Raw genomic sequence first — 15,493 nt, 5'->3', positions numbered from 1 at the left:
AGGATAATATGAGAATAGTAGATATAATTGAAAAAAAGAAAAATAAAGAAGAATTAACAGATGCTGAAATCCAATATTGGATAGATGGAGTTACAGATGATAGTATTCCTGATTACCAAACATCAGCCCTTCTTATGGCCATAGTCTTAAATGGAATGACTAGCCATGAAACTGCTAAACTTGCAGAAGCTATGATGAAATCTGGAGATGTAATGGATTTATCAGATATCGAAGGAGTAAAATCTGACAAACACTCAACAGGTGGGGTGGGAGATAAAACATCAATAGCTCTTGGAGCTATAGTTTCAGCCTGTGGCTTAAAACTTGCTAAAATGAGTGGTAGGGGATTAGGACATACTGGTGGAACACTCGATAAACTTGAATCAATCGAAGGATTTAATGTATTTCTAACAGAAAAAGAGTTCAAAAAACAAGTTAGAGATATAGGTCTTGCGATAATTGGTCAAACAGGAGAGTTAGTTCCAGCTGACAAAAAACTTTATGCTCTAAGAGATGTTACAGCAACAGTTGATTCTATACCACTAATAGCATCATCGATAATGAGTAAAAAACTAGCATCTGGATCAGATACAATTCTACTTGATGTAAAATATGGTGAAGGTGCTTTCATGCACACCATTGAAGATGCCAAAAAACTAGCAAGTGCAATGATATCCATAGGAAAAAAACTAGGTCGTGACACAAGGGCTATGATTACAGATATGAACCAACCTTTAGGAAATACTATAGGAAATGCCCTAGAGGTAAGAGAAGCTGTAGAAACAGTAAAAGGTGAAGGACCAAAAGACTTTACAGAACTTGTAATGGTAGCAGGAGAAATTATGTTAATCCAAGCTGGAAAAGCAAATAATAAAGTAGACGCAAGAAAACTTCTAGAAGAAGCTATATCTTCAGGAAGGGCTTTTGACCAACTTAAGAAAATGGTAGAATATCAAGGTGGAAATGTTGCACAAATTGAAGATACAAGTCTACTTCCACAAGCAAAATATAAAACTGAAATGAAATCAAAAGAGGCAGGATATCTTGACCATATTCACTCCATGAACCTTGGAATCCTATCAATGAAGCTAGGTGGAGGACGTGAGAGAAAAGAAGATAAAATAAATTATGCAGTAGGACTTGAAATGAAGGTCAAAAAAGGTGATAAGGTAGAAAAAGGTGATCTACTTTGCACAGTATATCATGATAAAGAACTTACAGATGAATGGATTGAAAGCTTCTATGATACATTCACCTATACAGACAAAAAAGTTGAACCAATTCCAATAGTTGAAGAAATATTAGAATAATAAGAAATTTATGGTTACTATAACTGAACCTCCTAATTCATAATCTGGATAGGAAGTTCAGTTTAATTTTATAGTTGGATATGTATAAAAATCTTAAAAAACTTAGAAGAATTTAACAAATTGTTTGTTTCTTTTTAACATATATACACATATTACAGATAGGATTAATAGTATTATTGATAGAAAAAGTACCACAAGACTTGGATTTGAAAAGCTTGAACCTGGTTTATGCTTTATAACAAGTCCAAAAAGTGCCCATATCAGTGGTATTACAAGTCCTATATTTGGATTTTCTTTATAGACGTAAAATATAAGTGTCCAAGAGATTATCAGTAATACTAATGTTATAAAAAGTCCAAATATTCCAAATGGATTGTTTCCTTCTTTTACTAAAATGGTGATGACATTGGTAAATGTTGAAAATAAAAGCCAACCTGCATGAAGTCCTGAAGGAATGGTGACAAAGATTTTGTATTTTTCACTAAATTTTTTATTTCTATCAATTGCTTTAACCAAGTGAACAAGGGTAACAGTATAAGCCATTATGGCTATAAGTGCTGGCATAATCAAATCATTATTCCAAGTTATAGTCCACAAAACATTACAAATAGAAGATCCTATAAAAATAGGTATGAGTTTATCATAATAAAATTCATCATCTGACATTGATAACTTTTTACCCAATGGCATGATTAAGAATAAGATCATACCAATATATATTACAACCCATATTGAAAAAACAAATGATGGTGGTGAAAGGAGGTTTGTATACATATTTGAGGTTTCTATTTGACTGTATTTAAACAAAATCCCCATATATGCCATATAATTTAGCATTATAATTAAGAGAAAACTAATCCAAGCTATAATATAGGTTCTATTTTTAAATTTTTTCTTCATTTTATTCTCCTTATTTTTCATAAATCAAAAATATAAACTTTATAATTATTGTAATATGTTTACCCAAAATCTTACCTATTGTAATAAAATATTCTTATATATTCGATGATATATCACATGAAATATTTGATATAAAATTATTGACTAGGAAGAAGCAAAATGTTATAATAATAAAAACGTTATCATAAAAGCCGGCTTTGATATGTTTTTACTAAAGTAATATAATCTCATAATCTGGATGAGAGTCTCTACAACTTACCGTAAATAAGTGGCTATTCTTTAGTTGATGTAAATCAATTTATATCTTAACTACTTAAGTTAGAAAAATATTATGAAGGAGGATCCGTATGGACTCAAAAACAAATGGTTTTCTAAGTAGGTTTTTTCATCTTGATGAAAATAATACTAATGTAAAGACAGAAGTTATCGCTGGTATCACAACATTTATTACTATTGCATATGTTTTGATCATTAACCCACAGGTTCTATCAAGCCCTTTTGAGATTATGGGAGATGGCCAAATGGCTGAAAAAATTTCAAATGGTGTTTTTATAGGAACATGTTTAGGTGCCTTTATTGGTACAATTCTTGTAGCTTTTTATGCTAAACTACCTTTTGCACAAGCCCCAGGTATGGGACTGTCAGCATTTTTCGCCTATACTACTATGCTTGGCATGGGATATAGTTACCCTCAAGCCTTAGTCATAGTATTTATATCAGGTATTTTATTTATAGTAATTACTGCCCTAGGTATAAGAGAGGCAATAATAAGGGCTATACCTGATTCAATTAAACTTGCAATGACGCCTGGTATAGGATTATTTATAACTATAATTGGTCTTAAAAATGCAGGTCTTGTCGTAAAAAATGATGCAACTCTTGTTTCTCTAATTGACTTTGCCAATTGGAGAGGAGCAGATGGTAATATTGAGATGATTCTAGGAGCAGTTCTTGCCCTTATAGGACTTTGCATTATAGCAATCCTTACATATAAAAATGTAAAAGGAGCAATCCTTATATCAATAATATCATCAACTATAATTGGTATTCCAATGGGACTTACAAAGATTTCAAACCTTAGCTTAAATATAGGTCCAAAGCTTAGTGACTTTTTTGAAGTGTCATTTTTCAACCTTGATTTTGCAGGTCTTTTCCAAGGTCCAAATTTATGGTCTTCCATATTTACTGTAACCATGCTTGTTTTAAGCTTTTCTTTAGTAAATATGTTTGATTCACTTGGAACTCTACTTGCAGCAGCTAAACAATCTGGTTTAGTAGATAAAAATGGTGAAGTTATAAATCTTAAACAAGCTCTTATGAGTGATGCAATATCAACAGCAGCAGGAGCTTTGGTTGGAACAAGTACAGTTACAACAGTAGTAGAATCATCAGCAGGTATTGCTGCAGGTGGTAGAACAGGACTTACTTCCTTAACTACAGCCTTACTCTTCTTACTATCAATAATCTTTGTCCCAATAATATCAATTATTCCAGCTCAAGCTACAGCTCCAGCCTTGATATTTGTTGGAGTACTTATGCTTGCTGGAATAAAAGAAGTTGACTTTGCTGATGTTACAAATGCTTTACCAGCATTTTGTACAATAGTGTTTATGCCATTTACCTACTCTATAGCAAATGGTATAGCCATAGGTTTAATAATCTATTGCATAGTTAAGGCTTTTACAGGACAAGCTAAAGAAATAAAACCACTTACCTTAATAATAGCACTAACCTTCGCTTTTAGGTATGCCTTTATAACACTCGGTTAGGAGAAAATATGAACAAATTTATCCTAAAAGGAAATATAATCTATAGCAAAAATGAAAATGAAATAAATTTTTACGAAGCTTCTTACCTAGTTGTAAAAGATGGTAAAAGCCAAGGAGTATATAATAGGATTCCTGAAGAATTTATAAATTATGAAATAATTGATTTCGAAGATAAGATAATAATGCCAGGTCTAGTTGATCTCCATATCCATGCCCCTCAATACAATTTTAGGGGTATGGGACTTGATTTAGAATTATTAGATTGGTTAAACACCTATACCTTTAAAGCTGAGGCAAAATTTAAAGACCTATCTTATGCTAAAAGATCCTATAAGAGATTTGTAGACTATATAAGAAGAGGACCTAATACAAGATTTGCAATTTTTGCAACTCTTCATCTTGATCCAACTATTATCCTAATGGATATGATGGAAGAGTCAGGTCTTGTTTCCTTTATAGGAAAGGTCAATATGGATAGAAATGGTGGAGCTGAATTGGAAGAAAAAGATGCTGATGAGTCAATAAAAACGACTATATCTTGGCTTGATAAAATAAAAGGAAAATATAAAAACACCTACCCTATTATTACTCCAAGATTTATCCCATCTTGTAGTGATGAGCTTTTGAATAAATTAAGAAAAGTTAAAAATGAATATAAACTTCCAATCCAATCTCACCTATCAGAAAACTTGGGTGAGATAGACTGGGTAAAAGACCTAGTACCTAAATCAGACTTCTATGGTGAAGCTTACGAACTTTTTGATCTTTTTGGCAAGGAAAATAAAACAATAATGGCCCATTGTGTTTATTCAAATGACAAAGAACAAAAACTAATGAAAGACAATGGTGTCTTTATAGCCCACTGCCCTGATTCAAATACCAACCTAACATCAGGTATAGCTCCAGCAGGGAAATATCTAAGAAACGGTCAAAAAATAGGACTTGGTTCAGATATAGCAGGAGGAGTTCATTCATCAATATTTAAGGCTATGGCAGATGCCATAAAAGTTTCAAAATTAAGATATAGACTAGTTGATGAAAGTATAAAACCCCTAAGTATAGAAGAAGCCTTCTATATGGCAACATTAGGAGGGGGAGAATTCTTTGGAAAAGTAGGTTCTTTTGAAAAAGACTACGAATTTGATGCTATAGTAATAGATGATTCCTATTTATTAGAAGAAGATGAACTCACACTCAGACAAAGACTTGAAAGGATAATATATATTTCTGAAGATAGAGATGTAGTTTCTAAGTTTGTAAGAGGGGAAAGATTATTTTAAAGAAAAATTTATTTTGTTTTGATATAACAAATAGATAATATTAAAAGTTCTTATAAGGACTGTTGCAAAATTATGAATTTCTAATGTTCTATCATTACAAGTTACTCATAGACAATTTGAAATAGCTAACGCTTAAGTAGGTCAAATTGTTGTGGGGAACTTGTAATGATTTTGGAACGACTAATTCATTCTGCAATAGTCCTTTTTTATGTAAAAAATTAATTTGACAAAAACGATATCATAAATTATACTTTAAATAGTTAAGATGTTTAACTATTTAAACACTATATTAAGGAGGTCTTATGAGTGAACATGTAAAAAAGCTTAACTTATGGAATATTGTAGGACTAGGACTAGGAGGGGCAATTGGTACAGGTATATTTGTTCTATTAGGATTCGGTATCCAATATTCGGGCAGGTCAATTTTACCAGTAGTTATGATAGGCTGTTTCTTTATGTTATTAGCATATTGGTTCCATTTAGTTATGCCTTCTATTTTTATTTTAGAAGGTGGTGACTACAGTATGAAAACGATGTTATTTAATCCGACTTTTTCTGGTGTTGCTGCATTTATTACAGTGATTAATGGGTTTGCAATGTCAAGCTATGCAATAGCTATAACTGATTATTTAAGTGTTTTATGGCCAGATGTCAAAAATTACTATAAGTTAGTTTCATTTGTGATAATAACAGTGTTTTTTCTATCAACGGTAGGTGGGTCAAGGTTTATTACTCTCCTTGAAAATGCTGTTACAATTGTACTAATAGCATCTTTAATTATGTTTATTATTTTTGGTGTTCCACAAGTTCATTTCACTAAATATTTTGATCCAAATTATGATGGTGGATTTTTTAGAGGGGGATTTAGCGGATTTATAAGTGCAATTGCAGTAATGGGATGGGCTTGCCAGGGTACAACTATGGCACCAGTATCTATGGCGGCTGTAACTAAAAATCCTAAAAGAACTATTACTGAGGGTATTATTATAATAACTGTAATTTTATCTTTAGTTTATGGATTGATGGCATATGTTGCAGGTGGAGTATTGCCATATGCTAAAATAGCAGGACAAAATTTAAGTGTAACTGCAGAAGCAATATTACCCAAAGGATTGTTTTTATTTTTTGTAGTAGGTGGTGGAATTGGTGCTATAGCATCATCTTTATTGGGTGGACTTGCGATGGTAAGATATCCACTAATACATATAGCTGAGGATGGATGGTTACCAGAGATGTTTAAAATGAAATCTAAAAATGGATATCCAATTCTGGTATACTCAGTATTCTATTTGGTTTCAGTAATACCTATATTAACTGGTATGACTCTAGATGCTGCTGTATCATTGGTAATGATTCCTACAATGATAATGAATATTTATATGAATTTAGGTTGTTTGACTATACCTAAGAAATATCCTAAGCAATGGGCTAATAGAAGTATAAAAATAAATCACACCTTTTATAATATATGCTGTGTTTTAGGTGCTATATGTGCTGGTATTGTAGCCTTTAATTTATTTAAAGATTTAAATCTTAGAGATACTATAATAGCTGTTATTATGCTAGCGCTTATGTTCTTCTTGTCTTGGTTAAGATTAAAACAAGGTGCAGTAAGTAAAGAAAAATTAGAAGAAAATAAAAGAGAGGTAGTTAAAAAAGCCTTAGAAGCTGAAAATACATTAGGAGGAAATTATGAAATTTAAATTTGATGAAATGCTTGAAAGACATGGAAAAGACGCTATGGCTGTTGATGGACTTGGAACAATACCTAATATGAGTCCTGATCTTCCAAAAGAAGGATTTGATGCAATTCCTATGTGGGTTGCTGATATGAATTTTGCTACAGCTCCTTCTATTCAAGATGCAATTATTGAAAGAGTAAAGCATCCCGCTTTTGGGTATTTTGCTCCATCTAAGCAATATTATAACTCTATCATAAATTGGCATAAGGATAGAAAAGGTATTGAGAATATTAAAAAAGAGCATATAGGATATGAAAATGGAGTTTTAGGTGGTGTTATTTCTGCTCTAAATGTATTTTGTTCAAAAGGAGATAAGGTTCTAGTTCATTCCCCAACTTATATTGGTTTTACTATGTCCTTAGTAAACAATGGTTACAATATTGTTCATTCCGAGCTCATTAAAGATGAAAATGGAAGATGGGTTATGAATTATGAAGATATGGAAAAAAAGATTGTAGAAGAAAAAATAGTTGCAACTATTATGTGTAATCCTCACAATCCAACAGGTAGGGTATGGACTAAAGAAGAACTCAAAAAAGCAGTAGCTATATTTGAAAAACACAATGTAAAGATAGTATCAGATGAAATTTGGTCGGATATCCTTGTTAATGGAGCAAAACAAACCCCAACTCAAGAAGTTTCAGATTATGCTCATGAAAATACAGTTGCCCTTTATGCTCCAAGCAAGACTTTTAACCTTGCAGGCCTTGTTGGCTCATACCATATAATCTACAATGAATATATAAGAAATAGGGTGGATAAAGAATCTTCACTTTCACACTACAATGATATGAATGTCTTATCTATGCATGCTTTGATAGGAGCCTATAGTAAGACTGGTCAAGAGTGGGTTGATGAATTATGTGAAACTATATCAAAAAATGTAAACTATGCTTATGAATTCATTAAGGAAAACTTTAGAGGAGTCAACTTATCAAAACCAGAGGGAACCTACATGCTTTTTCTAGATTTCAGAGATTATTGCAAAGAACACAATGTTAATGTAGGAGAAATTCTTAAAAAAGGTTGGGATGTCGGTGTAGCATGGCAGGACGGCAGACCATTTAATGGAAAATATGCTATAAGAATGAATCTTGCTTTGCCTTATTATAAGGTAGTTGAAGCTTTTAGTAGACTTAAAGAATATGTAATTAAATAAGTAAAGTATAGAAAAACTCAAAGTTTTAAATTCTCTAAAAAACTTTGAGTTTTTTTATTGTTTCTAGGTAATTAAAAAATATTAAATTTTGGACTTAATTTCAGAAAAAACAAGAAAAAATAAGGGAAAACAGGAAAATGATATCATTTTGTTCGAATTAATAAAATTAATTTCTAAATTAAGCTAAATCTTGAAATAAAATTCAAAGAAGTATATACTTTAATCAGTAAGGAGGCTAACATGACCTATGGAGAAAAAATAGATTCTATTAGAAATAATTTAATAGTATCATGTCAAGCACTTCCAGGTGAACCCCTACATTCATCTTTTATAATGGGAAGAATGGCTAGGGCTGCAAAAGTTGGAGGAGCTAGTGGAATTAGGGCAAACACTTGTGCAGATATAAAAGAAATACAAAAAGAAGTAGATTTGCCTATAATTGGAATTATTAAAAAAGACTATGCTGATTCTAAAATATACATAACACCTACTATGGATGAAGTTGATAGTTTGGTTGAAAGTGGTGTTGAAATTATAGCTATGGATTCAACAGAGAATTTAAGACCAGGTGGAATTGGTATAGAAGAGTTTTTCACAGAAGTTAAGAAAAAATATCCAAATCAACTGTTTATGGCGGATTGCTCTACAGTTGATGAAGCTATAAGGGCAGACAAGCTTGGTTTTGACTTTATAGGAACAACTTTAGTTGGATATACAGACCAATCAAAAGGTGACAAAATAGAAAATAATGATTTTGAAATAATTAGGAAAATTATAGCAAATGTAAAACATGAAGTTATAGCTGAGGGCAATATTAATACTCCTATGAAGGCTAGAAGAGTAATTGAACTTGGATGCTTTAGTGTAGTAGTAGGATCTATTATTACAAGACCACAAGTAATAACAAAAGCGTTTGTAGATGAAATTAATAAAAAATAATATAAGGGGGATATGATGAGAAATTTAGATAAGTATAAGGGTGTTATACCAGCATTTTATGCATGTTATGATGATGAGGGTGAAATTAGTCCAGAAAGAGTAAGAGAATTAACTAAATATTTTATAGATAAGAAAGTTAAGGGTGTGTATGTAAATGGATCTTCAGGAGAATGTATATACCAAAGTGTAGAAGATAAGAAAACGGTTCTTGAAAATGTAATGAAAGAGGCTAAGGATAAACTTACAGTTATAGCTCATGTTGCTTGTAATAATACAAAAGATTCAATGGAACTTGCAGCACATGCAGAAAGCTTAGGAGTAGATGCTATAGCAGCTATACCACCAATTTATTTTAGACTACCAGAATATTCAATAGCAGAATATTGGAATGATATTTCATCTGCCGCAAAGAACACAGATTTTGTAATCTATAATATACCGCAACTTGCTGGTGTGGCCTTAACAGATGCACTTTTTACTGAAATGAGAAAAAATCCTAATGTTATTGGTGTAAAGAATTCATCTATGCCAGTTCAAGATATTCAAATGTTTAAACAAAAAGCAGGAGATGATTATGTAATTTTCAATGGTCCAGATGAACAGTTTATATCAGGTAGAATTATAGGAGCAGAGGGAGCTATCGGGGGTACATATGGAGCTATGCCTGAACTATTCTTAAAAATGGATGAATGTTTAAAGAATAAAGATTTAGATAAGGCAAGGGATATCCAATATGATGTAGATGAAATAATCTACAAAATGTGTTCAGCTCATGGAAATATGTATGCAGTAATTAAAGAGATACTTAGGATTAATGAAAATCTAGATATAGGAAGTGTAAGAAAACCTCTATCTGGACTTATTGAAGATGATATGTCTATAGCAAAAGAAGCTGCTGAGATGATAAATAAAGCAAGAGACAAATATATTGATTAAAGGATGATAATATGCAAGGATTTACTAAAATTGATCTAATTATATTAATAGTATATTTAGCGGTGGTATTATTTGCTGGCCTTCATTTCTCAAAAAAAGAGATGAAGGGCAAAGAATACTTTAAAGGTGATGGTACAATTCCATGGTGGGTAACATCAGTATCTATATTTGCAACACTTTTAAGTCCTATTTCCTTCTTATCACTTCCAGGTAACTCATATGCTGGAACATGGATAATGTGGTTTGCTCAACTAGGTATGTTGATAGCAATTCCATTTACTATTAGATTTTTCTTGCCTATTTATAGCAAGCTTGATATAGATACAGCTTATCAATATCTTGAACTAAGATTTGATAGCAAAGGTTTGAGAATACTTGGTGCACTAATGTTTATAATCTATCAAGTAGGACGTATGTCAATTATAATGTATCTACCATGTATGGTGCTTTCAAAACTTATAGGCATTAATGTTAATATACTTATTATTATAATGGGAATTATAGCTATAATCTATTCTTATACTGGTGGACTTAAATCAGTATTATGGACAGATTTTATACAAGGTTCAGTATTACTACTTGGTGTAACTTTTGGTTTAATCTATCTATTATGTAATATTGATGGAGGATTTTCAGCTATAGCAGATGAGCTTATAAATAATCATAAGTTCTTAGCAGTAGATCAACCAATATTTGATGCGAATATATTCAGAGATAGTATATTCTTATTAATTTTCGGTGCAGGTTTAAATACAGTAGGTTCATATGTTTCAAGTCAAGATATAGTACAAAGGTTTACTACAACAACAGACACAAAACAATTAAATAAGATGATGATAGCTAATGGTTGTCTATCCATATTTATTGCAACTGTTTTCTACCTTATAGGTACAGGTTTATATGTTTTCTATCAAACACAAGGAAATCCACTACCACCTGCAGCACAACAAGACCAAATCTATGCATCATGGATTGCATTTGAACTTCCAGTAGGATTTACAGGAGTTTTACTTGCAGCTATCTATGCAGCAGCCCAATCAACACTTTCAACAGGACTTAACTCAGTTGCTTCAAGTTGGACTTTAGATGTTCAATCCAATATAAGTAAAAAAGACTTAAGTTTTGAAAAACAAACTAAAATTGGACAAAGAGTATCACTAATAGTGGGTATCTTTGCTATAATCGTTTCTATGGTTCTTGCAAATGGTAATATAAAATCAGCTTATGAATGGTTTAATGGTTTTATGGGCCTTGTCCTAGGTATATTGGTTGGAACATTTATATTAGGTGCATTTACAAAAATAGCAAATAAATTTGGGGCAAGCTTGGCCTTTATTGCAGCAAGTTGTGTTATGGTATATATAAAATACTTTGTAGATCCAGCAAAAATTTCCTTCTGGTCTTATTCAATAATTTCAATAGTAGTTTCACTAATAGTTGGAATTATAGGATCAATAGTCTATAACAAAATAAAAGGAGACAAAATTAGTCCACCAAAAGAAACAACCATATATAAATAGATTGGGAGAAAATATGATATTTGGAAATATTAAAAATCTAAAAGAATATTCATTTTTAGAAAATAAAATACTAGAATGCTTTGACTATGCCAAAAACAATGATTTAAAAACTTTTGAAAAAGGAAGTTATCAAATTGATGGTGACAGATTATTTGTAAATATAGTTGAATATGAAACAAAAAATAAGGAAGATAGCTTTTGGGAAGCTCATAAAGACTACCTAGATTTACACCTTATGCTTGATGGGTGTGAGCAAATTGATTTAAACTTTATATCTAATTTAGAACTTGGAGAATATGTTAAAAAAGATGATTATCAAGCTTTAGAAGGAGATAATAATTCCTTCGTAATATTAAACAATGAAGATTTTCTAATCTGTTTTCCAAATGATGGGCACATGACAGCCATAGCTTATAAAAAAGCTCAAAAAATAAAAAAAGCAATTTTTAAAATAAAAATATAATATAATTAAAGAGGCAAGATGTTTTTTTTAACATATGCCTCTTTAATTATAAAAAGTAGGAAGTATCATGAAAAAATATATTAGTATAGATATAGGCGGAACAGCCATAAAATATGGAATAATTGATGAAAATAGCAATATTTTAGAAAAAAATGAGATAGAAACTGAGGCCTATAAAGGTGGAGTAAATATTTTAAAAAAAGTTTTAGTAATTATAAAGACTTACTTAGAAAAAATATGCAAAGAAGAAATAGAAGGAGTTTCGATTTCGACAGCAGGTGTTGTTGATACCAAAAAAGGTGAGATATATCATGCATCAGAACTTATACCAAATTATACTGGTATAAACTTTAAACAAACAATAATGGATAAATTTGCATTAGAGTGCCAAGTAGAAAATGATGTTAATTGTGCAGGGATTGCTGAATATGAATCAGGAGCCTGCATGAAAAGTAAAATAGCCTTAATCTTAACAATAGGGACTGGAATAGGCGGTTGTGCTATAATAAATGGTAAAGTACTGCATGGCGTATCAGGCTCTGCTTGTGAAGTAGGATACATGAAAGTAAAAGATGATACTTTTGAGAATTATGCTTCTGCAAAGGCACTTGTTGAAAAAGTTGCTAAAAGAAAAAATGAAAATCCTAAAGATTGGGATGGGAAGAAAGTATTTGAAGCTGCAAAGAATAATGATGAAATTTGTATAAAAGCAATAGATGAAATGTGTGACATGCTTGCTTTAGGAATTTCGAATATTTGCTATGTTCTAAATCCAGATACGGTTGTACTTGGTGGTGGAATCATGGCTCAAGAAGGCTATCTTAAAGAAAGAATAAACTCTAGTCTATCCAAGCATCTTGGAAAGCAACTATACAAACATCTTAGCTTAAAATTTGCAAAACATAAAAATAGTGCGGGAATGTTAGGAGCTTACTATAATTTCAAGAGGATAAATCAATAGCAAGGAGGATGCTATAGGATACTATATAAAATCAGTAGTTGAAATAATAGAATCAAACTATGATAACTTTACAGATGTTGAAAAAAATATAGCAGATTTTTTCATACATAACAACAAAAAGCAAAAATTTTCATCCAAAGATCTCGCTGATAAACTGTTTGTATCACAAGCGTCTCTATCAAGATTTTCTCAAAAATGTGGTTTTAGAGGATATAGAGAATTCATTTATCAATATTTAGAAGACTTTGTAGAAAAAGAACAAGATGTAACAGGAAATATAAGTCAAGTACTAAACACATACCAGGAACTATTAAACAAAACTTATAGTTTAGTTGATGAAAATCAAATAAAAAGAATAATCAATTATTTAAATACAGTAGAAAAAGTCTTTGTTTGTGGAAAAGGCTCATCAGGACTTGCTGCAAATGAAATGGAACTTAGATTTATGAGAATAGGTGTAAATATTGACTCTATTACAGACTCAGACCAGATGAAAATGAGATCAATCTTTCATAATGAAAACTCTCTAGCTATAGGTCTTAGTATAAGCGGAAATACTGAAGAAGTACTATATTACTTGTTTGAAGCCCACAAGAAAAATGCAAAAACAGTTCTTATAACATCTCAAAATAAAAAAGCATATAAGAATTATTGTGATGAGGTAATACTTGTTCCATCTCTAATTCACCTAAACCATGGTAACGTTATAAGTCCTCAGTTTCCAATATCAGTAATGGTAGATTTGATTTATTCATATTTTGTAAAAGAAGACAAAAACAAAAAAGAAAAATTACATGATGATACATTAAGAGCTTTAAATATAAAGATAGAAAAAGAAGAAAATGACCTATAAATAATACAACTAGCTTATCAATAATATTATTTGGTATTTTACAATGTTAAATTGGTAAAATAAGTATAAAGGAAAGATTGCAAAAGTTTTAATTATTCCTAGAAAATTATAAACTTATAGGAAAATTAGAAAGTTATATCCTAACTTTAGCTACCAACTAAAATCTTAATTATTAAAATTTCATAAATTCTTTAAAATAAATATTGATAAGAATTATCAAAAAAATATTGACTTTTTTTATAAATCAAATATCTTAATAAAAAGGAGAATTTATGATAATAGAAAAAATAAAAAATAAGATAGGCATAATCTACTTAGATAAAGCAGAAAAATTAAATGCATTAGATAAAAAAATGGTGAAAGATATAAAAAACACCATGGAAAAATGGGAGAATAATGATAATATAAAAGCCATATTATTTGACTCAAAAGTAGAAAAAGGATTTTCAGCTGGTGGAGATCTAAAAGAAATCTATGAAGATATTATAGATAAAGAGCTTTATGATAAGGATAGGTTCTTTGTAGAAGAGTTTGACCTTGACAAGTATGTTATAAACTACAAAAAACCAATTATAAGCCATTGGTTTGGAGTAACTATGGGTGGTGGAGTAGGACTTACAATAAACTCAGACTTTATAATAACCGATCAAACAGTAAATTGGGCTATGCCAGAAACAAGATTAGGATTTGTTCCAGATGTAGGAGTAGGAAAACACATTTCAAAACTACCTCAAGCATTAGGACAGTACGTAGGACTTACAGGAGCAAGGCTTTTTCCGGATGACTTAGTTAAATATAATATAGCCCATATATTAATAGATAAAAATTCTTATGAGAGTCTAATAGAAAAACTATTTGAAATTTCAGAAAAATATGAAGCTGAGAAACTTTTAGAAGAATTTAAAAAAGAAGCATCAAAATATGCAAAAGAGCTTAAGGAAACTGAAAATGACAAAAATAAAGAAAAAATAGAAAAATACTTTAAAAAAGAAAGTATTGAAGAGATAATAAAAGAACTTGAGGAAAATCAAGATAATGACTTTGCCAAAAAGACACTTGAAAATATAAAAAAGTGCTCACCATTTATGTTAAAGGTACAATTTGAAAAATATTTTCTAGGAAAAGAAATAAGTCAAGAAGAAACTTATGACCTAGATTTAAAAATAATAAACTATGCTATAAAAAAAGCTTATATCCAAGAAGGAATAAGAATTCAAATAATAGACAAAGAAGATAAACCAAACTGGCCAAGCAAAAGCCTCTTAGATATTGATGATAGTGAGGTAAAAGAGCTTTTGATAATTGAATGAAAATTGGGGGGGATATGCGATTGTATATCCTTTTTAATAGAAATTCGTTAGGATTGGATTTATTACAAATATTTAACAGCCAAGATTTTATTCATTACCCTGAAATTAAAATATTCTTTTAGATGTATTAATAGTTTCATAAATTTCAGAATCACTAAAGATTAATTTATAGTAAAAATATAAAAAGGAAAGGGTCTGTAAATAGTTTTGTGTATCAACCTAAATCCTGATCAATGGGTAAGGGTTGATACAATTTTTTATGTATCAATATCTGTCCATTCCTATAGGATGGAGCTTATTTTAATTTTATACGAACTGAATAAACTGTCAAATTTTCATGAAAATTTCCAG

At 30.6% G+C, this 15,493-nt stretch carries 13 protein-coding genes and 1 riboswitch; of the genes, 12 read left to right on the top strand and 1 reads right to left on the bottom strand.

From position 1 onward, the window contains the following. Positions 1 to 8 precede the first annotated feature (8 nt). On the top strand, positions 9 to 1,310 hold the full coding sequence (locus HV819_RS09985) for a pyrimidine-nucleoside phosphorylase (protein ID WP_154540615.1): 1,302 nt from the start codon (positions 9 to 11) through the stop codon (positions 1,308 to 1,310). 102 nt (positions 1,311 to 1,412) lie between these two features. Here the strand turns inward: HV819_RS09985 and HV819_RS09980 are convergent, their stop codons facing one another. Continuing rightward, positions 1,413 to 2,210: a tryptophan-rich sensory protein gene (locus HV819_RS09980; RefSeq protein ID WP_176270113.1), complete on the bottom strand. Its 798-nt coding sequence runs from the start codon at positions 2,208 to 2,210 to the stop codon at positions 1,413 to 1,415. A gap of 197 nt (positions 2,211 to 2,407) precedes the next feature. Beyond that, positions 2,408 to 2,505: riboswitch (purine riboswitch) on the top strand. A gap of 52 nt (positions 2,506 to 2,557) precedes the next feature. On the opposite strand from HV819_RS09980, the gene HV819_RS09975 reads away from it, so the two are divergent. The 11 genes from HV819_RS09975 to HV819_RS09925 all read left to right on the top strand — a co-directional run bounded on the left by HV819_RS09975 (position 2,558) and on the right by HV819_RS09925 (position 15,142). After that, a complete protein-coding gene (locus tag HV819_RS09975; protein ID WP_176270112.1) occupies positions 2,558 to 3,979 on the top strand; it encodes an NCS2 family permease in 1,422 nt (473 codons plus the stop codon). A gap of 8 nt (positions 3,980 to 3,987) precedes the next feature. After that, entirely contained in the window at positions 3,988 to 5,259 is a 1,272-nt protein-coding gene (locus HV819_RS09970; RefSeq protein ID WP_154540621.1) for an amidohydrolase family protein, read from the top strand. 302 nt (positions 5,260 to 5,561) lie between these two features. Continuing rightward, on the top strand, positions 5,562 to 6,962 hold the full coding sequence (locus tag HV819_RS09965; protein ID WP_176270111.1) for an APC family permease: 1,401 nt from the start codon (positions 5,562 to 5,564) through the stop codon (positions 6,960 to 6,962). After that, complete coding sequence (locus HV819_RS09960; protein WP_176270110.1) at positions 6,952 to 8,160, top strand: MalY/PatB family protein; 1,209 nt, start codon at positions 6,952 to 6,954, stop codon at positions 8,158 to 8,160. The genes HV819_RS09965 and HV819_RS09960 overlap by 11 nt, the downstream gene beginning before the upstream one ends. Before the next feature lie 240 nt (positions 8,161 to 8,400). Beyond that, complete coding sequence (locus tag HV819_RS09955) at positions 8,401 to 9,099, top strand: N-acetylmannosamine-6-phosphate 2-epimerase (RefSeq protein WP_176270109.1); 699 nt, start codon at positions 8,401 to 8,403, stop codon at positions 9,097 to 9,099. A 15-nt stretch (positions 9,100 to 9,114) separates the two neighbouring features. Continuing rightward, positions 9,115 to 10,035 (top strand): dihydrodipicolinate synthase family protein, encoded by a 921-nt coding sequence (locus HV819_RS09950; protein WP_176270108.1) that lies wholly within the window; start codon positions 9,115 to 9,117, stop codon positions 10,033 to 10,035. Between the two features lie 11 nt (positions 10,036 to 10,046). After that, positions 10,047 to 11,555 (top strand): sodium:solute symporter, encoded by a 1,509-nt coding sequence (locus HV819_RS09945; protein WP_176270107.1) that lies wholly within the window; start codon positions 10,047 to 10,049, stop codon positions 11,553 to 11,555. 13 nt (positions 11,556 to 11,568) lie between these two features. Then, positions 11,569 to 12,018 (top strand): YhcH/YjgK/YiaL family protein, encoded by a 450-nt coding sequence (locus tag HV819_RS09940; RefSeq protein WP_154540633.1) that lies wholly within the window; start codon positions 11,569 to 11,571, stop codon positions 12,016 to 12,018. A gap of 67 nt (positions 12,019 to 12,085) precedes the next feature. Further along, complete coding sequence (locus tag HV819_RS09935) at positions 12,086 to 12,979, top strand: ROK family protein (RefSeq protein WP_154540635.1); 894 nt, start codon at positions 12,086 to 12,088, stop codon at positions 12,977 to 12,979. Continuing rightward, positions 12,972 to 13,832 carry a MurR/RpiR family transcriptional regulator gene (locus HV819_RS11760; RefSeq protein WP_328700387.1) on the top strand — a complete coding sequence of 287 codons (861 nt, stop codon included), beginning with the start codon at positions 12,972 to 12,974 and terminating at the stop codon, positions 13,830 to 13,832. Before HV819_RS09935 ends, HV819_RS11760 begins: the two co-directional genes overlap by 8 nt. Positions 13,833 to 14,104: 272 nt before the next feature. Beyond that, complete coding sequence (locus tag HV819_RS09925) at positions 14,105 to 15,142, top strand: enoyl-CoA hydratase/isomerase family protein (protein WP_176270106.1); 1,038 nt, start codon at positions 14,105 to 14,107, stop codon at positions 15,140 to 15,142. Positions 15,143 to 15,493: the final 351 nt, after the last annotated feature.

Source organism: Anaerococcus faecalis, assembly GCF_013371425.1.
Taxonomy (GTDB): domain Bacteria; phylum Bacillota; class Clostridia; order Tissierellales; family Peptoniphilaceae; genus Anaerococcus; species Anaerococcus porci.
This window is presented reverse-complemented; position numbering and strand designations above follow the sequence as displayed.